This is a genomic window from Mycobacterium sp. GA-1841, from assembly GCF_001954135.1.
Classification (GTDB): Bacteria; Actinomycetota; Actinomycetes; order Mycobacteriales; family Mycobacteriaceae; genus Mycobacterium.
In genome coordinates this window covers 18567-37092 of the sequence record NZ_MBEQ01000069.1, presented here as the reverse complement: position 1 = coordinate 37092, position 18526 = coordinate 18567, and the positions used below count along the sequence as shown (strand labels likewise).

Below are 18526 nucleotides of genomic sequence, written 5' to 3'. Positions count from 1 at the left end.
ACCCGGTCCGGGGCTGAACGTTCAGCCCAAAACGTTTACCGCACTTGCCATCACGGGACCCGGGAAGGTCAGTGGTCTGAGTTCGACGCGTGCCCGAGGCCCAGCCACACCACAAGGGCAGCGGCGCTGGCCGTGAGGACAGCGGGTGCCGCACTCATCGTCGCCACGCCGACCGCTACGAGCACCACGAGACCGACCGCCAGGGCGATCAACTTGTAGACCGGCCAGGGCACCCCTGCGACGTCGACCCGATGATCAGCCCGGGAGGTGGCGTTGCGAAAATTCCCGGCCGTGGTCATATGTTGACGATAGCTCGCAACAAAGATTTCGGCCACCCGAAACGCCGGATTGGGACGGCACTCGACCGGTCCAGCTCAGCAGTGGGCTTCCATCTCGAACCGAACCTCGGCCGACTTGGTGGGCCGATCGGCGAATGCGCCGTGCGCGGTGCCGCTGACCCGGATGGTTGAGCCGTCCATCTCGGCTCCTACCAACGCCTCATCCGCCGCGTTACCGGTGAACCCGGCCAGGTCGTGGATCCGCACCAGTTTGGGTGCGACAGCGTGGCCCGTCTCGACGATCGCCGTGAAACCGGGTGTTTGCGGCAGTGTCTCGATGGTCCAGAGCCAGCCTCGCTGTGTGCAGTCGATCGGATACGTGGTGTGCGTCTCCTGGTTGTCGATGACCATCCGCGCGGTCATGGCGCCGGCCGGCACGTCGGTGGGGCCCGCGCACGCAGTTACTGCCGCCGCGGGAGCTACCACAGCGCACATCGCCAACCGCCGAATCCTGGGCCGCCACATGATGGTGGTCTTCCCGGTTCAGAGCCCGGCCAACCACATTTCGGCCGGCTTGCGCGGTTTGGTCTACTGGTTGGCCTGGGGTCTTAGGCTGGTGGCATGCCATTGAACGGAGAGTACGAACCGAGCACATCCGACTGGGCCCGCGAGAACGCCGAGACGTACATGTCCTCTGGGGGCACCGCAGGCACCGAACTCAACGGGCGGGCGGTGATACTGCTGACCACCGTCGGTGCGAAAACCGGCAAGATCCGCAAGACCCCGCTCATGCGCGTCGAGCACGACGGTGAATACGCGGTGGTCGCGTCATTGGGTGGCGCACCGAAGAATCCGGTCTGGTACTACAACGTCAAGAAGAATCCGCACGTCGAACTTCAAGACGGAACCGCGTCGGGTGACTACACGGCGCGCGAAGTGACCGGTGACGAGAAGGCGGTGTGGTGGCGACGCGCGGTGGAGGCATTCCCCGACTACGCCGAATACCAGAAGAAGACCGATCGTCAGATCCCGGTATTTGTGCTTACCCCGGTGTAGTGAAACCGCTGGCCAGTGGCACCATTGAACGGTGACTGCCGAATTGAGCAAAGGCTCTCGAGTGCCTCCGACGACGGCGCCGCTTTCCGCGGCCGACATCGACGAGGCCGCCGAGCGAATTTCCGGCGTGGTCACTCGCAGCCCGCTGCAGTACAACGAGCGCCTGTCGGAAGCCACCGGTGCCAACGTCTACCTCAAGCGCGAGGACCTGCAGGCAGTGCGGTCATACAAGGCGCGCGGGGCGTTCAATCTGATGGCCCAACTCTCGCCGGACGAACTGGCCGCCGGTGTGGTGTGCTCCTCGGCGGGAAACCACGCACAGGGTTTCGCCATGGCCTGCCGGTCCATGAAAACCCACGGCCGGGTCTATGTACCGGCCAAGACCCCGAAACAGAAGCGCGACCGGATCCGCTATCACGGGCGTGAGTTCATCGACCTCATCGCCGTGGGTTCCACGTACGATCTCGCGGCGGCCGCCGCACTGGATGACGTCGCCCGTACCGGCGCCACCCTGGTGCCGCCGTATGACGATGTGCGCACCATCGCCGGTCAGGGCACCATCGCCGCCGAGATCCTCGAGCAGCTCGAGGAGGAACCGGATCTGGTGATCGTGCCCGTCGGCGGTGGCGGTTGCATTGCGGGCATCACGACCTATCTGGCCGAGCGGGCCTCGGACACCTCTGTCCTCGGCGTCGAACCGGCGGGGGCGGCGTCGATGATCGCCGCCCTGGCCGAGGGGGCGCCGGTGACCCTGGAGAACGTCGATCAGTTCGTCGACGGTGCCGCGGTGGCCCGGGCCGGGGCGCTGCCCTATGCGGCGCTGGCCGCGGCCGGTGACATGGTCGCACTCACCACCGTCGACGAGGGCGCGGTGTGTACCACGATGCTCGACCTGTATCAGAACGACGGGATCATCGCCGAGCCGGCAGGTGCGTTGTCGGTGGCGGCGTTGTTGGAGGCCGACATCGAGCCGGGCGCCACGGTGGTGTGCCTGATCTCGGGCGGGAACAACGACGTCTCCCGCTACAACGAGGTGGTCGAACGATCATTGGTGCACCTGGGGCTCAAGCACTACTTCCTGGTCGACTTTCCCCAGGAGCCAGGGGCTCTGCGCCGATTCCTCGATGAGGTGTTGGGGCCGGGTGATGACATCACGTTGTTCGAGTACGTCAAGCGCAACAACCGCGAGACCGGTGAGGCGTTGTGCGGCGTCGAGTTGAGCGCGGCGACGGACCTCGAAGGCCTGCTGGCCCGCATGGAGGGCTCCGATATCCACGTCGAGCTGCTCGAACCCGGTTCGCCCACGTACCGCTATCTGACCTGAGTCGGTCCGCAGGGTCGTCATCGTGGCGGCCGGAGCGCGGATCGGCTGACTGACCACACAACGAGTGCGCAGGCCGCGAAGGTCGCGCCGAGGATGCTCGATCCGACCCATCCCGCGATCGAGTACACCGCGGTCGTCGTGGTCGCGCCGGCAGCCGAGCCCAGCGAATAGAAGAACATGTAGCCGCCGATGACGCTGCTGGTGCGGTGTGGGTAGGTAGTGGTGAGCACATGCTGGTTGCTCACATGCGCTGCCTGCACGGCGAAATCGAGCACGATCACACCCGCGACGACGAGGACCAGCGACCAACGGGCCTGTCCGATGGCCAGCCAGGACGCGATCAGTAGCCCGAGTGCCCCGCCGGTGACGGCGCCGGCGATTCCGGTATCGGCCCAGCGTCCCGCCCGCGCGGCGCCGAGCGCGCCGGCGAGGCCCGCGACGCCGAACAGTCCGGTTTGTGCTGCGCTCAAGTGCCACGGACCCGCTGTGAGCGGCAGTGCCAGGCCACTCCACAGCGTGCCGAAGGAGGCGAACAGGAAGAACGCGATCAGTCCTCGCGAGATGAACAGAGGTTCGCCGAACAGCCGGCCAAACGATGCCAGCACCTGTGGGTAGTTGCTTTGGTGGATTCGTGGGTCGGGCGGCAGCAGTCGTGCGCCCGCAGCTGCCAGCATGACCAGAACTACGGCGAGTCCGGCGTAGATGCTGCGCCACCCCCATGCTGCGGCAAGTGCTCCCGCCACCACGCGCGCGCCGATGATGCCGACGACGACACCGGAGGTCACCACGCCGAGGGTGCGGCCGCGTTCGGCGGGTGTGGACAGGGCCGCCGCATAGGCGACGGTGGTCTGGACGGCGACCGCGAACAATCCGGCGACTGCCAATCCGGTCAGCAGTACCCATGTGTCGGGGGCAATCGCGGCGACGGTGACGCCGACGGCGGCCAGCGCCAGATGTCCACTGATGAGCCGACGTCGGTCGAACACGTCACCGAAAGGAACCAGCAGGACCAACCCCACGAGATATCCGAGTTGCCCGGCTGTGACGATCCAGCCGAGCTCGGCCTCCGGCACGCCGAGTTCACCGCCGATCTGAGTCAGTACCGGCTGCGCTGCATAGACCGTGGAAACCGCCACTGCGCACACGGCGGCGAAGAACATTCGCATACCAAGGGTCAGTTCCACTGCCACCTCCAATTGGTTGCATATTGCAACTCAATGAACGCTACGGCAGAATGGTTTCAATCAGCAACTCTTCAGGGGGTGTGATGGGGGACTCGACGGTCCGTCGCGACGACGTGACCTGGACTGACCCACCGTGTCCGGTGGCGCGCACTCTCGACCTGATCGGGGATCGCTGGAGTCTGCTCATCGTCCGTGACGCGATGGACGGCGCGCGGGCGTTCACCGACTTTCAGCAGCGAACCGGCATTGCCCGCAACATCCTCACCGACCGGCTGCGCCGCCTCGTGGAACGGGGCATTCTCCATCGCGAGACGGCACAGTCCGGCCGGCGGCAGGTGTACACGCTGACTGCGGCCGGACGTGACCTCTTCACGGTCGTACTGGCGCTTCGTCAATGGGGCGAGCGGCACGCATTCGCTACGGACGAGGCGCATTCCGTCCTGATCGATGAGCGCGGGCAGCCGGTTCCAGAACTGCGACCCATCGGCGCGCGCGGTCTACCCGTCGGACTCGACACGACATCTGTGCTGAAGAATCGCTGAACGCCCGCAACGCCTCTCAACCACATTTCCGGGCGCCACGCAGAACGACGAACGAATGTCCGGGCAACGTCGTGGCCTCGGCGCCGACCTCCGGGGTATCCCAGGCCGCGACCAGTTCACCGGTCACCGGAACCGGCACCGGGTCGGTGCCGAGGTTGCAGGCGATGGACACGGTGCCTCGATGCAGGACAATCCAGCGTTGTTCCTCGTCGAAGTCGATGGCCAGGTGATCCAGCCACGGATCGGCGAGATCGGGTTCGTTGCGGCGCAACGCGATCAGGTCGCGATACGTGTGGAGCAGCCGACGGTGCTCGCCTTCGGTGACCTCGTCCCAGTTCAATTTGGACCGCAGGAACGTCGCCGGATCCTGCGGGTCGGGGACCTCATCGGCATCCCAGCCGTGCTCGGCGAACTCGGCCTTGCGGCCCTCGGCGGTGGCGCGGGCCAGATCCGGCTCCGGATGTGAGCTGAAGAACTGGAACGGTGACGAGGATCCCCATTCTTCGCCCATGAAAAGCATTGCCGTGTAGGGAGAACCGAGGGCCAGCGCGGCCTTGACCGCGAGTTGGCCGAATGTCAGCACCTGGGACGGCCGATCCCCGATGGCACGATTTCCCACCTGGTCGTGGGTCAGGGTGTAGGCCAACAACCGGGTGGCCGGGATCGTGGCCGTGTCCAACGGGCGGCCGTGCCTGCGATGACGGAACGACGAGTACGTGCCGGCGTGGAAGTATCCGTGCTTCAAGGTCTGGGCCAATGTGGCCAGTGACCCGAAGTCGGCGTAGTAACCCTGCCGTTCCCCCGACACCGCGGTGTGGATGGCGTGGTGGATGTCGTCGTCCCATTGCGCGGTCAGTCCGTATCCGCCATGGATTCGGTCGGTGATCAGGCGGGGGTCGTTGAGGTCGCTCTCGGCGATCAGCGACAGTGGCCTACCGAGCTCGTCGGCCAGTGCGTCGGTGCGGGCAGCAAGCTCCTCGAGCAGGTGGATGGCGGTGTTGTCCATCAGCGCGTGCACGGCGTCGAGGCGCAAACCGTCCACGTGGAATTCACGCATCCAGCGCAATGCGCACTCGATGATGTAGCTGCGGACCTCGTCGGCGTCGGCGTCGGACAGATTGATCGAGCTGCCCCAGGGATTGTTGCCCGCCGAGAGATATGGCCCGAACCGCGGGAGGTAGTTCCCAGAGGGGCCGAGGTGGTTGAACACCGCATCGATGAGCACTCCGAGACCGCGCGCGTGGCAGGCATCGACGAAGCGGACGAGGCCGTCGGGCCCGCCGTAGGGTTCGTGGACGGCATACCAGAGCACGCCGTCGTAGCCCCAGCCGTGGGTGCCGCTGAACGCGTTGACCGGCATCAGTTCCACGAAGCCGACGCCGAGATCTACCAGGTGGTCCAGCTTCTCGATCGCGGCGTCGAATGTGCCTGCGGGCGTGAATGTCCCGATGTGCAGCTCGTAGATCACGTCGCCGCAGATCGATTTGCCTGTCCACCGGTGATCCGTCCAGGCATCCGCGGCAGGTTGCCAGAGCTGCGAGCGTTCGTGCACGCCGTCGGGTTGGCGCGGTGATCGTGGGTCGGGCAGGACCTTCGGGTCGTCGCCGAGCACGAAACCGTAGCGGGCGTCGGCACGGCAGGTGACCTCGGCGCGCCACCATCCATCGTCGGATCGGGCCATCTCGTGCAGAGTTCCGTCGACATCGACGCGCACCCGGTCCGGTTCGGGCGCCCACACCGCGAACTCAGACATCGGTTCTCTCCAGCAGCGCGACGGGTGAATCGGAGAGTAGTTCGCCGACCTGGACCCGGCCGGACCAGGTCCGGCCACTGAGGCGATCGGTCCACCGGCCTCCCGGCAATGGCAGTACCGTGTCGTCCCAGCCGGTTTCGGCGAGGCTCACCGTCCAGCGACTCACCGTCACCACCACGTCTTCACCTCGCCCGAAGGCCACCACGTGCCGGGCTGCGCTGCCGGTGGCGGCCAGGGGACGGTAGACGCCGCCGAGGAACGACTGTGGACGCGCACGCCGCAACGCCAGCGCCGAGGTGGTCACCCGCAGCTTCGGATCATCTCCGCGCTCCAGGGATGCACGCAACGTCGAATAAACGACCGGGCGCCGGTTGTCGGGGTCCACCAGGCTGTCCTCGGTGGTCTCGGTGCCCTGGTAGACGTCCGGAACTCCGGGGGCGGTCAGCTGGAGGAGTTTCTGGCCCAGGCTGTCGTTTCGTGCATGCACCTCCAGGCGGCTCACCAGCGCCGTCACCTCGGCTGCCACCGGCCCGTCGAGTACCCGGTCCAGCCAAGCGTGCACCTCGTCCTCGAAGTCGGTGTCGGGGTCATGCCACGAGGTGCGGGTGGCGGCCTCGCGGATCGCTTTCTCGGTGTAGGCATGGAGCCGGTCACGAAGCTGGTCGGTGACCATGCCGTCCACCGGCCACACCCCGAAGATGTTCTGCCACAGGAACAGCGCGGTGGCACGGTCGGGGGGAGCGGTCAGGGCGGTCCATCGCTGAACCGAATCGGTCCACGTTTCCGGTACCTGCGACAGCAGCCCGATGCGAGCGCGGACATCCTCTCCACGCTTCGTGTCATGTGTCGACAGCGTGGTCATCGCCGACGGCCAGGTGTGGGCTCGCGTCGCGCTCCGCTGATGGAACTCGGCAAGAGTGACCCCGAACAGATCCGGTGCGCCGCCGACCTCGTTGAGCGATACGAGCCTGGCGTCACGGTAGAACAGGCAGTCCTCGACCGCTTTGGCGGTCGCCGCTCCGCACAGTTGGTTGAAGCGTGACACCACCTCGTCGCTGGTGGCCATGGCGACCGAGATCGCCGACAGCGCTTCGGTCAGTTCAGGTACAGCGGAAGCGGTTTCGGCCAAAGCCACCGGAAGGAGCGGGGCCAGCGCCGGGTAGTCGCTTCGGTAGACACCGATCCGGCTGACAAGGGCTGCGACCGCGGCCGGAACGTCTGGATCGTGGTGTGCGGTGACGGCCGAGATGACCCGGCACAGCCGGTGGAGTTCGCTGGACAGCGTGTCGGTGACGGTCGCCGCCTTGAGCCTGCGTTCGTCCTGCGGGTCTCGGGCGCCGCTCAGTGCGGTCAGCACGTCTTTGCCGGTCGGGTCGACGAAGATTCCGCCGACCTCGCGCAGCGCGTCATATCCGGTGCTGCCGTTCACCGGCAGCGACGCGTCGAGGCTCTCGTCGGTGGCCAGGATCTTTTCCACCACGATCCAGGCATCCGGACCGGTCAGTTCACGCAGCCACCGCAGATACCCGGCCGGATCGGACAACCCGTCCGGGTGATCGATGCGGAGGCCGTCCACCAGTCCCTCGTCGAACCAGCGTTTGACCTCGACATGAGTGGCGTCGAACACCGCCCGGTCCTCCTGGCGCAGCGCGGCCAGGGAGGTGATCGAGAAGAACCGGCGGTATCCGCAGCTCCCGGTGCGCCACCCGGTCAGCCGATAGTGCTGACGGTCGTGCACCTGAGGTCCGGTGCCGCCGTCGGTACCCGGCGCGATCGGGAAGGATAGATCACCCAGGCGCAACACGTCGCCGTCGACGGAAAGATCGGCCACATCCTCGTCAGAGCCCAAGACTGGCAACACAATTCGGCCATCGGCGAGATCCCAGTCGATGTCGAAATAATCGGCATATCGCGAATCGCGACCGTGTCGCAGCAGGTCCCACCACCATGGGTTCTGCTCGGCGTGTGCGACGCCGACATGGTTGGGAACGATATCGACGACGAGGCCGATGCCCCTGGCATGGGCTGCCTCGGCGAGTCGTCGCAGTCCGTCCGGGCCACCGAGGGCAGCCGACACCGTGGTCGGGTCGGTGACGTCGTAGCCGTGCGTGGACCCGGGGGCCGCGGTCAGGATGGGTGACAGGTACAGGTGCGAGACACCGAGCTGGTCGAGATAGTCCAGAAGCTGCACCGCATCGTCGAATGTGCAGCAATCCGCGCGCATCTGGAGCCGATACGTCGAGACGACCGGGCGCGGCATGTCAGGCGGTCTTACGGAGGACGAGAAGCGAGCGTGCCTGCAAGGAAATGGTGGCACCGGCGGCGATCACCACATCCGAATCTCCGGTCGGGCTGGCGGTGTCGATGTCGGCCGTCCACTCGGTCGCGTACTCGCCGTCGGGAGTGACGAACTCCTGCTCGTGGTCATTGGCGTTGAAGCACAACAGGAACGTGTCGTCGACCACGCGCTCGCCGCGGGCGTTCGGAGCCGGGATCGAGTCGCCGTTGAGGAACACCGCCACGCAGGTGCCCAAGCCGGCGCCCCAGTCCTGCGGGGTCATCTCGGTGCCGGCCGGCGTGAGCCAGGCGATGTCGCGGACCTGATCGCCGCTGCGGATCGGTTTGCCCTCGAAGAACCGGCGGCGCCGAAACGCCGGATGGCGCTTGCGGAATGCCAGCACCTTGCGGGTGAACTCCAGATGGTCGGCGTTGGTCTCCTGCAGTGACCAGTCCATCCAGGACAGTTCGGAGTCCTGGCAGTAGACGTTGTTGTTTCCCAACTGGGTTCGGCCGATCTCGTCGCCGTGGGCGATCATCGGCGTTCCTTGCGACAGCATCAAGGTCCCGATGATATTGCGCATCTGCTTGGCACGCAGCGCGTGGATGTCCGGATCGTCCGTCGGACCCTCGACCCCGCAGTTCCAGGAGCGGTTGTGGCTCTCGCCGTCGCGATTGTCCTCGCCGTTGGCCTCGTTGTGCTTCTCGTTGTAGGACACGAGATCGTTGAGCGTGAACCCGTCATGGCAGGTGACGAAGTTGATGCTGGCGCTGGGCCGGCGGCCGGTCGCCTCATAGAGGTCCGACGACCCGGTCAGCCGGGACGCGAACTCGCCGAGGGTCGCGGGCTCGCCGCGCCAATAGTCACGCACAGTGTCGCGATATTTCCCGTTCCACTCGGTCCACAAACCCGGGAAGTTGCCGACCTGATAGCCGCCCTCGCCGATATCCCATGGTTCGGCGATCAGTTTGACCTGGCTGATCACCGGATCCTGCTGGACCAGATCGAAGAACGCCGAAAGTCGGTCCACGTCGTAGAACTCGCGGGCCAGGGTCGAGGCCAGGTCGAACCGGAAACCGTCGACATGCATCTCCAGCACCCAGTAGCGCAAGGAGTCCATGATCAGCTGCAGCGTGTGCGGATGCCGGGCGTTGAGGCTGTTTCCCGTGCCGGTGAAGTCCTTGTAGTACTCGGGCTGGCCGTCGATCAATCGGTAGTAGGCGGCGTTGTCGATACCGCGGAAGTTGATGGTCGGGCCGAGGTGGTTGCCTTCGGCGGTGTGGTTGTAGACGACGTCGAGAATCACCTCGATACCCGCGTCGTGGAAGGCCTTGACCATGGATTTGAACTCGGCCACCGCGCCGCCGGCATGCCGGGTGGCCGCGTACTGGAAATGCGGGGCGAAGAAGCCCACGGTGTTGTAGCCCCAGTAGTTGCGCAGCCCGAGATCCAGCAGCCGGTGGTCGTGCATGAACTGGTGGACCGGCATCAGCTCGATCGCGGTGATGTTCAGCGACTGGAGATGCTCGATGATCACCGGGTGGCTCAGACCGGCATACGTGCCGCGCAGCTCCTCGGGGATTCCCGGATGTGTCTGGGTCATCCCTTTGACGTGCGCCTCATAGATCACCGTGTCGTGATACGGCGTCTTGGGTGCCCGGTCGGAGCCCCATTGGAAGAACGGGTTGATCACCACGCTCGTCATGGTGTGGCCCAGCGAGTCGATCTGCGGCGGGGTTCCGGTGCCCGCCGGTTCGGCCGTCAAGTCGTAGGAGAACAGGGCCTGACTGAAATCGAAGTCGCCGTGGAAGGACTTCCCGTAGGGGTCCAGCAGGAGCTTGCTGGGATCACACCGGTGGCCGGCGCCCGGGTCCCACGGGCCGTACACGCGGTAGCCGTAGCGCTGCCCCGGGGTGACCGTGGGCAGGTAGGCATGCCACACGTAGCCGTCGACCTCTTCGAGATTGATCCGGTTCTCCGAACCGTCCTTGGCGATCAGGCACAGCTCGACGCGTTCGGCGACCTCGGAGAACAGCGAGAAATTGGTGCCTGCCCCGTCATAGGTGGCCCCCAGGGGGTAAGCCTCTCCGGGCCAGACCATCGAGATCGGCGTGGGTACTGGTCCGGACGGTACGGACGAGGACGGCAGCATGGCCTCACCACCAACCGGTGGCCGCCGCCATCTGACGGCCCAGTTCGCCCGTCATCGTGCGCATGTAGGTCGTCGAGAGGTGATGGGAATCGTGGTACAGCAAGACATTTCCCTCGACCACGCGGCAATAGTCTTTCCGGCACACCGCATCGCTCATGTCGAGTGGCTTGAGCCCAGGGAACCGCCCGACGAAATCGAGCGTCGGATTGTGGTCGGCGAGTACCTTGGACCGTTCGATGCCGCAGGAGACGGAATCACCGCCCTTGGCCAGGCAGTCGTACGGAAAGTACGGCTTGCCATTTCGGGTGAGCCAGGGCGTGTCGCGCATGGCCAACACCGGAATGTTGGCCTGGGCGAACGCTTCCCAGATCCCGATATAGGTCCCTGGCATCACATCTCCAGGCTTGATGTTCCATGGACGGGTGGAGGTGGTGAAGACGTAATCCGGATGATCGGCGATGAGTTTGGCCATCACCTTTTCATTCCACTGGTGGCACTTCGGGTATGGGCGATTGTCGCCCATCACCAGCGGTGTCTCCTCTGTGGTGAGTGGGCAGCCCATCTTGAGGTAGGTGACCACCTTGAAATCGTGCAGGCGACCCAGCAGATCCAGAGCGGTGATCCAATGCTCGGCGTGCGAACCGCCCGCCACGGCGATGGTGCGCGATGCGTCCTTGGCACCGTAGGTGCAGTTGATCACGTCGGTATTGCCGAAATCGCTGATGCACCCGTCGGTGGTGGAGACCGGGAGGTCGTCCTTGGCCTCGAGCACCGTCGGCCGCATCGGCAGCTTCGGCACCCGCGCATGCTCGGTCAACGCGCGCGCTCCCGGGTAATCGCGGGCCGAGAGCCCGGACAGTTCCTTGCCGCTGGCGCGCTGCACGGTCACGTGTTCACGCCAGGTGAACGAGGTGGCGGTCAACGCGACACCCAGGAGCCCGACGATGGAACCCAGAACGATGGTGGGCCGGCGTAGCCGCACCCGGATCGGAACAGCCGGGGCCGGGGTGGGGACCTTCACCTTCTGCGGCCGCAGCGGATCCTCGATGTAGCGGGTGGTGAGCCAGGCCAGCACTCCCGAGATCAACAGCACGATCGTGCCCTCGAGGAAGTTGGCGTGGGCGTGGCCGGAGTAGGACAGCCAGAAGATCAGCAGCGGCCAGTGCCACAGGTACAGCGAGTAGGCCATCGAACCCAACGACACGAACGGTTTGGTGGCCAACATCCGGTTGGGGGCCGGCAGCCGTTCGGTGTCCGGGTCACGGTTGGCGGCGGTGAGGATGAAGATGATCGTGGCCCCGACCGGGACGAGCGTCCACGGGCCCGGGAATTCCTTGACGCCGTCGATCAACCATCCGCATGCCAGGATCGCAGCCAGAGACACGGTGGCCAGGATGGTGCGCAACCACATCGGCCACCGCACCACCGGCACCAGCGCCCCGGCAAGTGCGCCCACGAGCAGTTCCCACCCGCGCGCGAAACTGTTGTAGTAGGCCGTGGCCTGGTCGGTGTTGTGGGCGATGATCGCGTACACGAACGAGGCGATGGTCAGGGCAACCAGTAACCCGATGAACGCCGCGCGCAGGTGACGCCCGAACATCCGGCGGCCCAGGAAGGCGAACCCGAAGACCACCGCCAGGAACGCCACATAGAACTGTCCCTGGACCGACATGGACCAGATGTGTTGCAGTGGGCTGACCGCCTCACCGGCGCGAAGATAATCCGCGGCGGTGTTGGCCAGCTCCCAGTTCTGGTAGTAGCCGAGGCTTGACAGGCTTTGGTCAGCAAACGTTTCCCAGCGGGTCTCGGGCTGTACGAGGATGGTCAGCACCGCGGCCGCGGCAAGCACTACGACCAACGCGGGCAACAAGCGCCGCACCAGGCGGACGACCTCGGGCAAGGGCCGCAGCGGCGCGTCCGGATTGAGCGCGATGCGCAGCATCTTGCCGCCGAAGAAGAAGCCCGACAACGCGAGGAAAACGTCAACACCACCGGAAACCCGACCGAACCAGATGTGGAACACCGCCACCAGGGCAATGGCGATACCGCGCAGTCCGTCAAGGTCGTGCCGGTAGAAACCCGATGTGCGAGACCCCATCGCGGCGCGCGAATCGGAACCGGATTCGGTGCCGGGCTCCGTCCGGGGGGCGTCAAGGGTTCTCATGATCGAGGCCAATTTACCTAACATCGGCCCGCTGCTCATATTTCGGATGCGTGCGTCCCAGTCTGTGAGCAAAGCGCTAGGCTGCCCGACTGTGGCTGAGCTGACCCCAGCGCAGATCAATGCCATCGACGCGGCCCACATCTGGCATCCCTACAGCGCCATGGGCGCGCAGGTCCTGCCGCCGGTGGTGGCGGTCGGTGCCAAGGGTGCGTGGCTGACTGTGATCGATCCCGCCGACGGCGCGCGGATCGAGGTGCTCGACGCGATGGCGTCATGGTGGACGGCCGTGCACGGGCACGGTCATCCGGTGCTCGACCGGGCGATCACCGACCAGCTCGCGACCATGAATCACGTGATGTTCGGCGGCCTGACCCACGAACCGGCCGCGCGCTTGGCCCAGCTGCTCGTGGAGCTGACTCCCGACGGTCTGGAGACCGTGTTCTTCAGCGATTCGGGCTCGGTGTCGGTCGAGGTGGCCGTGAAGATGGCGTTGCAGTACTGGCGCAGCCTGGGCCGCGGCGCCAAGCACCGCCTGATGACCTGGCGCGGCGGCTACCACGGTGACACGTTCACGCCGATGAGCGTGTGCGACCCCGATGGCGGCATGCACGAGCTGTGGTCCGGGGAAAACTCTGTGCTGGCTCCTCAGATTTTCGCGCCGCCGGTGCCCGCCGACTATCAACCGGCCTACATCGAGGCGTTCGAACGTCAACTGGCCGGGCACGCCGACGAACTCGCCGCGGTGATCGTCGAACCGGTGGTGCAAGGCGCGGGGGGGATGCGGTTTCACGACCCGCGCTATCTGTCGGACCTGCGCGCCATCTGCGATCGCCACGGCGTGCTGCTGATTTTCGATGAGATCGCCACCGGATTCGGTCGCACCGGAAAGTTGTTCGCGGCCGAGCACGCCGGCGTCACCCCGGACATCATGTGTGTCGGCAAGGCACTGACCGGTGGCTACATCACCCTGGCCGCCACGCTGTGCACCAACCGAATCGCGCGCACGATCAGCGCGGGGGAGCCGGGCGCACTCATGCACGGCCCGACGTTCATGGCCAATGCTCTGGCGTGCGCGGTGGGCGTCGCCGCGGTGGAACTGCTGATCGGTGATGACTGGCAGGCTCGGGTTGCCGCGATCGAGACGGGCCTTCGGCAGGGTCTGGAGCCGGCGCGCGGCTTGCCGGGCGTCGCCGACGTGCGGGTACTCGGTGCCATCGGCGTGATCGAGATGAGCGAGCCGGTGGACATGAAGGTGGCGACCCTGGCGGCCTTGCGGCATGGGGTCTGGCTGCGTCCGTTCGGCAAGTTGATCTACGCGATGCCGCCGTTCATCTGCTCGCCGGCCGAGGTCGATCAGATCACCGCGGGGATGGTCGGCGTCGCCCGTACACTAACCTGAACGGTGTTCAACTGTCGGCGTCGCCGACGTGTTCAAGCGCCGGAGGAGCACCGTGACACGCACCGATCTGTCCCCGCTGGCCTGGCTGGCCGATGTCGAGCAGCAGCGTCGTCAGTACGGACTGCGACGCGAACTGCGCACCCGCCCCGCGGTGGCGACCGAACTGGACCTGGCCTCCAACGACTATCTCGGGCTGTCGCAGCACCCCGATGTTCTCGCAGGCGGCGTCGAAGCACTTCGCACCTGGGGCGCCGGTGCCGGCGGTTCACGCCTGGTCACCGGAAACACCGAGCTTCACGAGGGGTTCGAGGACGCGCTGGCTACGTTCGTGGGTGCCGAGTCGGCCCTGGTCTTCTCGTCGGGCTACACCGCCAACCTCGGCGCTGTCGTCGCGTTGTCCGGCCCGGGCTCGCTGCTGGTCTCGGATGCCCTCACCCATGCGTCGCTGGTCGACGCCTGCCGGCTGTCGCGGGCCCGCGTGACCGTCACCCCACACCGCGACGTCGAAGCGGTCGAGGCCGCACTGTCAGCGCGCACAGAGGAGCGTGCGGTGGTGCTCACCGAGTCGGTGTTCAGCGCCGACGGGGTTCTGGCGCCGCTGCGCGAGCTGCACGAGGTTTGTCGACGACACGGTGCGCTGTTGCTCGTCGACGAGGCACATGGTCTCGGCGTGCGTGGAGTGGGCGGCCAGGGTCTGTTGTACGAAGCCGGGTTGGCGGGGGCGCCGGATGTCGTGATGACCACGACCTTGTCGAAGGCGCTGGGTAGCCAGGGTGGAGTGGTGCTCGGTCCCGCCGCGGTGCGGGCCCATTTGATCGACGCCGCCCGGCCGTTCATCTTCGACACCGGCCTGGCGCCCGCCGCCGTCGGTGCGGCGTGGGCGGCGCTGCGCGTGCTGGTCGACGAACCACAGCGGGCCCGCGCCGTGCTCGACCACGCCGCCGAGCTGGCCCGGATCTCGGGGGCGACGGCGGTGCCGGATTCCGCGGTTGTCTCGGTGATCCTCGGCGAACCCGAGGTCGCGGTGGCGGCTGCCGCAGCCTGTCTGGACCGCGGTGTGCGGGTGGGCTGCTTCCGTCCGCCGACCGTTCCCGAAGGCACGTCGCGGCTGCGTCTGACTGCCCGAGCCTCGCTTACCGCCGACGAGATCGGCCTCGCGCGACAGGTGCTGATCGAGGTGCTGGCAGAGGCCCGCCCGTGAGCACCCTGGTCGTCACCGGAACCGACACCGGCGTCGGGAAAACGGTGACCACCGCGGCCCTGGCCTGCGCGGCACGCCTGGCCGGTCTGGACGTCGCAGTCAGTAAACCCGTGCAGACGGGAACCATCGACGGTGACGACGACCTCGGTGAGGTGCGTCGGCTCTCCGGCGTGACCAACCTGCACGGCGGATGGCGCTACCCGGAGCCGCTGGCTCCCGTCGCCGCCGCGCAGCGCGCCGGCCTGCCGTTGCCGACCCGCGGCGAACTCGTGTCAGCGATCCGTGACACGCAGACTGCCGACCGATTGACCCTGGTCGAAGGGGCCGGCGGCCTCCTGGTCGAACTGGGGGCCGACGGCGTCACCCTGCGCGATCTGGCGGACGACCTCTCCGCGGCCGTCCTGGTGGTGGTGTCGCCAGGGTTGGGAACGCTCAATCACACCGCATTGACCTTGGAATCGCTTGCCGGGCAAGGAATTTCCTGCGCCGGTCTGGTGATCGGCGCGTGGCCGGAACACCCGGGGGTCGCCGAGTCCGGGAATCGGGAGGCGCTGGCCCGGCTGGCGCCCGTGCGTGCGGTACTCCCGTCGGGTGCCGGCGGCGCGAGCGGCGGAGAATTCGAGACACTGTGCGCCGCTGCCTTTGACCAGGACTGGCTGACCGGCCTGATCTGACATGGTGCACTCCGTCGAGCTGATCTTCGACCCCGACACCGAAGCTGCGGTCCGCGGAATCTGGGAAGCATTGCGTGAGGCGGACATTCCCAGTCAGGCGCCGGCCGGCCGGCCACACGCCACGCTGACCGTCGCCCAGCGCATCGACGCGCAGGCCGACGATGCGCTGCAGGCACTCACCGATCGATTTCCGCTGACCTGCCGCCTGGGCGCGACGCTGATCTTCGGGCGTTCGGCCGGAGTGCTGGCACGGCTGCTGATCCCGACCGAGGAGCTACTCGGCATACAGGCCGAGGTCCACCGACTCTGTCTGCCGTTCATGGATCCGGCCCCGTTGCCCCACGCCGAACCGGGGCAGTGGACCCCACACGTGACGCTCGCCCGCCGGATCGCTCCGGCCAGCTTGACCACCGCCGTGCGGATCGCCGGCCGGCCGGCGGAAATCATCGGCCGCGTGACCGGGCTACGGCATTGGGACGGTGACACGCGCGTCGAGCACTTGATCGGCTGACGCGCCGAGGTCAGCCCTGACCCTGCTGCGGAAGGTCGCGTCCGGCGCTCAGAGTGCTGGCGCCGCGCACCGCCAACCCGTCGACGAGCAGTTGTAGGCCAAAGGCGAACTGCCGCGAGGTGTCCCGGTTCAACACCGACTGCTCGTCGGTGAGGGCGCCCGCGGCGTCCCACTGCAGCCGGGACTGCTCATCTGCGGTGAATCCGAGCACGTAGTAGAGCACTGTGCGAGCGGCCAACTCGTCGTCGGGCGAGGACACTCCCGCACGCTGCGCGGCCCCGGCCAACTGCGCGACGATCTCGGTGGCGATCTTCGACTGGCCGGCCGCAAAGCTGGACGAGACCAGCTCGGCGCCATCGGTATGGGACAACAGCGCGTCGCGCAACGCCGCGCAGATCCGGTGAATTTGCCCCGGCCAAGCCATCGCGGTCGACTCGGCCGGCACGGCTTGCAGGATGCGGTCGGCGACGGCACCCAGCAGCTCCTGCTTGTTGGCGAAGTGCCAATACAGCGCGCCCGGACTGACGTTGAGCTCGCGTCCCAGGCGCCGCATCGTCAGGTCGGCGATGCCGTAGTTGTCGAGGATGGCCGTCGCCGCTTCCACCACGTCGGGTTTGTGGAGTTGCACACCGTTACCCTAGCCTGAACGGTGTTCAAGTGTCGGCTCGCCGACGTGTTCAAGTGCCGGCCCACCGGCCACACGATCCACAGGAGGACGTTTCAGTGACGCAGGCGGCCGTAGATGTGTTGGGCGTAGCACGTGAGCAGGTTCTGGAGCGGGGCGTGGGCCTGGACCAAGACCAGACGCTGCAGGTGCTGCAACTGCCCGACGACAAGCTCGAGGAGCTGCTCGCCCTGGCCCACGAGGTCCGGATGAAGTGGTGTGGACCCGAGGTCGAGGTCGAGGGCATCATCAGCCTCAAGACCGGCGGCTGCCCGGAGGACTGCCACTTCTGCTCGCAGTCGGGCTTGTTCGCCTCTCCGGTGCGCAGCGCGTGGCTGGACGTGCCGAGCCTGGTCGAAGCTGCCAAGCAGACCGCCAAGACCGGTGCCACCGAATTCTGCATCGTCGCTGCGGTACGCGGCCCGGACGAGCGGCTGCTGGCCCAGGTGGCCGCGGGTATCGAAGCGATCCGCAACGAGGTCGACATTCAGATCGCCTGCTCGTTGGGCATGCTGACCCAGGAGCAGGTGGACCGCCTCAAGGACATGGGCGTGCACCGCTACAACCACAACCTGGAGACCGCGCAGTCGTTCTTCCCCAATGTGGTCACCACCCACTCGTGGGAAGAGCGCTGGGGCACCCTGGAGATGGTTCGCGAGGCCGGTATGGAGGTGTGCTGCGGCGGCATCCTCGGCATGGGGGAGACGCTGGAGCAGCGGGCCGAGTTCGCCGCCAATCTGGCCGAGTTGAATCCGCACGAGGTGCCGTTGAACTTCCTCAACCCGCGTCCGGGCACGCCGTTCGGCGACCTTGAGGTGCTGCCGGCCGCCGAGGCCCTCAAGGCTGTCGCCGCATTCCGCCTCGCACTCCCGCGCACCATGCTGCGTTTCGCCGGTGGACGCGAGATCACGCTCGGTGACCTCGGTGCCAAGCAGGGCATCCTGGGCGGCATCAACGCTGTCATCGTCGGCAACTACCTGACCACGCTGGGCCGGCCGGCCGAGTCGGATCTGGAATTGCTCGACGATCTGCAGATGCCGATCAAGGCGCTCAACGCCAGCCTGTAGAACTACGGTCGTGATGATCGAGGAAACGCCGGCGCTGCCCGCGCCCGTGGGCGCCGGCCGGTACAACGTCTACACCGGGGTCCAGGCCGATGCCGCGGACGGGAATGTGGTTCCGACCGCCGCGCAGCTCGGCCTGGAGCCGCCCCGGTTCTGCGCCGAGTGTGGTCGCCGGATGATCGTCCAGGTGCGGCCCACCGGCTGGTGGGCCAAGTGCTCGCGGCATGGGCAGGTGGATTCGATCGACCTGGATTCTCGGCGATGAGCCCCTCGGGCGAAGAG

At 66.6% G+C, this 18526-nt stretch carries 17 protein-coding genes; 9 read left to right on the top strand and 8 right to left on the bottom strand.

What is annotated here, in order from left to right; translation table 11 throughout:
• Positions 1–68: 68 nt before the first annotated feature.
• On the bottom strand, positions 69–299 hold the full coding sequence (locus A5740_RS16135) for a hypothetical protein (protein ID WP_076195488.1): 231 nt from the start codon (positions 297–299) through the stop codon (positions 69–71).
• A gap of 75 nt (positions 300–374) precedes the next feature.
• Positions 375–773 (bottom strand): lipoprotein LpqH, encoded by a 399-nt coding sequence (locus A5740_RS16130; protein WP_076195487.1) that lies wholly within the window; start codon positions 771–773, stop codon positions 375–377.
• A 126-nt stretch (positions 774–899) separates the two neighbouring features.
• Between A5740_RS16130 and A5740_RS16125 the strand changes: the two genes are divergently transcribed.
• Both A5740_RS16125 and ilvA read left to right on the top strand, forming a co-directional pair.
• Positions 900–1334, top strand: a complete 435-nt coding sequence (locus A5740_RS16125) for a nitroreductase family deazaflavin-dependent oxidoreductase (RefSeq protein WP_076195486.1) — start codon at positions 900–902, stop codon at positions 1332–1334.
• 31 nt (positions 1335–1365) lie between these two features.
• The gene (ilvA, locus tag A5740_RS16120) at positions 1366–2658 is read left to right on the top strand and encodes a threonine ammonia-lyase IlvA (RefSeq protein WP_076195485.1); all 1293 of its coding nucleotides are present in this window, start codon (positions 1366–1368) and stop codon (positions 2656–2658) included.
• A 17-nt stretch (positions 2659–2675) separates the two neighbouring features.
• On the opposite strand, the gene A5740_RS16115 is transcribed toward ilvA, so the two are convergent.
• Positions 2676–3842 carry an MFS transporter gene (locus A5740_RS16115; RefSeq protein WP_254849209.1) on the bottom strand — a complete coding sequence of 389 codons (1167 nt, stop codon included), beginning with the start codon at positions 3840–3842 and terminating at the stop codon, positions 2676–2678.
• An 83-nt stretch (positions 3843–3925) separates the two neighbouring features.
• On the opposite strand from A5740_RS16115, the gene A5740_RS16110 reads away from it, so the two are divergent.
• Entirely contained in the window at positions 3926–4384 is a 459-nt protein-coding gene (locus A5740_RS16110; RefSeq protein ID WP_076195483.1) for a helix-turn-helix domain-containing protein, read from the top strand.
• A gap of 16 nt (positions 4385–4400) precedes the next feature.
• Here the strand turns inward: A5740_RS16110 and treZ are convergent, their stop codons facing one another.
• From treZ to A5740_RS16090, 4 genes are read right to left on the bottom strand one after another with little or no spacing between them, the layout of a single operon-like run.
• On the bottom strand, positions 4401–6137 hold the full coding sequence (gene treZ / locus A5740_RS16105; protein ID WP_076195482.1) for a malto-oligosyltrehalose trehalohydrolase: 1737 nt from the start codon (positions 6135–6137) through the stop codon (positions 4401–4403).
• A complete protein-coding gene (treY, locus tag A5740_RS16100) occupies positions 6130–8397 on the bottom strand; it encodes a malto-oligosyltrehalose synthase (protein WP_076195481.1) in 2268 nt (755 codons plus the stop codon). The genes treZ and treY overlap by 8 nt, the downstream gene beginning before the upstream one ends.
• A 1-nt stretch (position 8398) precedes the next feature.
• Positions 8399–10567, bottom strand: a complete 2169-nt coding sequence (gene glgX / locus A5740_RS16095) for a glycogen debranching protein GlgX (protein WP_076195480.1) — start codon at positions 10565–10567, stop codon at positions 8399–8401.
• A gap of 4 nt (positions 10568–10571) precedes the next feature.
• A complete protein-coding gene (locus A5740_RS16090; RefSeq protein WP_076195479.1) occupies positions 10572–12731 on the bottom strand; it encodes an acyltransferase family protein in 2160 nt (719 codons plus the stop codon).
• Between the two features lie 91 nt (positions 12732–12822).
• Between A5740_RS16090 and A5740_RS16085 the strand changes: the two genes are divergently transcribed.
• From A5740_RS16085 to A5740_RS16070, 4 genes are read left to right on the top strand one after another with little or no spacing between them, the layout of a single operon-like run.
• On the top strand, positions 12823–14130 hold the full coding sequence (locus A5740_RS16085) for an adenosylmethionine--8-amino-7-oxononanoate transaminase (RefSeq protein WP_076195478.1): 1308 nt from the start codon (positions 12823–12825) through the stop codon (positions 14128–14130).
• A 52-nt stretch (positions 14131–14182) separates the two neighbouring features.
• Complete coding sequence (locus tag A5740_RS16080; RefSeq protein WP_076195477.1) at positions 14183–15331, top strand: 8-amino-7-oxononanoate synthase; 1149 nt, start codon at positions 14183–14185, stop codon at positions 15329–15331.
• Entirely contained in the window at positions 15328–16005 is a 678-nt protein-coding gene (gene bioD / locus A5740_RS16075) for a dethiobiotin synthase (protein WP_076195476.1), read from the top strand. Before A5740_RS16080 ends, bioD begins: the two co-directional genes overlap by 4 nt.
• Before the next feature lies 1 nt (position 16006).
• Complete coding sequence (locus tag A5740_RS16070; protein ID WP_076195475.1) at positions 16007–16516, top strand: 2'-5' RNA ligase family protein; 510 nt, start codon at positions 16007–16009, stop codon at positions 16514–16516.
• Between the two features lie 10 nt (positions 16517–16526).
• Here A5740_RS16070 and A5740_RS16065 read toward each other — a convergent pair whose 3' ends face one another.
• On the bottom strand, positions 16527–17144 hold the full coding sequence (locus tag A5740_RS16065; RefSeq protein WP_076195474.1) for a TetR family transcriptional regulator: 618 nt from the start codon (positions 17142–17144) through the stop codon (positions 16527–16529).
• 95 nt (positions 17145–17239) lie between these two features.
• Between A5740_RS16065 and bioB the strand changes: the two genes are divergently transcribed.
• Together bioB and A5740_RS16055 are read left to right on the top strand one after the other, a co-directional pair.
• A complete protein-coding gene (gene bioB, locus A5740_RS16060; protein WP_076195473.1) occupies positions 17240–18247 on the top strand; it encodes a biotin synthase BioB in 1008 nt (335 codons plus the stop codon).
• 13 nt (positions 18248–18260) lie between these two features.
• The gene (locus tag A5740_RS16055) at positions 18261–18509 is read left to right on the top strand and encodes a hypothetical protein (RefSeq protein WP_083654174.1); all 249 of its coding nucleotides are present in this window, start codon (positions 18261–18263) and stop codon (positions 18507–18509) included.
• The last annotated feature ends 17 nt before the right edge of the window (positions 18510–18526 follow it).

Coding starts and splice junctions, on each gene's coding strand:
- A5740_RS16135 (WP_076195488.1), bottom strand. CDS start 299: ATGACCACGGCCGGGAATTTTCGCAACGCCACCTCCCGGGCTGATCAT.
- A5740_RS16130 (WP_076195487.1), bottom strand. CDS start 773: ATGTGCGCTGTGGTAGCTCCCGCGGCGGCAGTAACTGCGTGCGCGGGC.
- A5740_RS16125 (WP_076195486.1), top strand. CDS start 900: ATGCCATTGAACGGAGAGTACGAACCGAGCACATCCGACTGGGCCCGC.
- A5740_RS16110 (WP_076195483.1), top strand. CDS start 3,926: ATGGGGGACTCGACGGTCCGTCGCGACGACGTGACCTGGACTGACCCA.
- treZ (WP_076195482.1), bottom strand. CDS start 6,137: ATGTCTGAGTTCGCGGTGTGGGCGCCCGAACCGGACCGGGTGCGCGTC.
- treY (WP_076195481.1), bottom strand. CDS start 8,397: ATGCCGCGCCCGGTCGTCTCGACGTATCGGCTCCAGATGCGCGCGGAT.
- glgX (WP_076195480.1), bottom strand. CDS start 10,567: ATGCTGCCGTCCTCGTCCGTACCGTCCGGACCAGTACCCACGCCGATC.
- A5740_RS16090 (WP_076195479.1), bottom strand. CDS start 12,731: ATGAGAACCCTTGACGCCCCCCGGACGGAGCCCGGCACCGAATCCGGT.
- A5740_RS16070 (WP_076195475.1), top strand. CDS start 16,007: ATGGTGCACTCCGTCGAGCTGATCTTCGACCCCGACACCGAAGCTGCG.
- A5740_RS16055 (WP_083654174.1), top strand. CDS start 18,261: ATGATCGAGGAAACGCCGGCGCTGCCCGCGCCCGTGGGCGCCGGCCGG.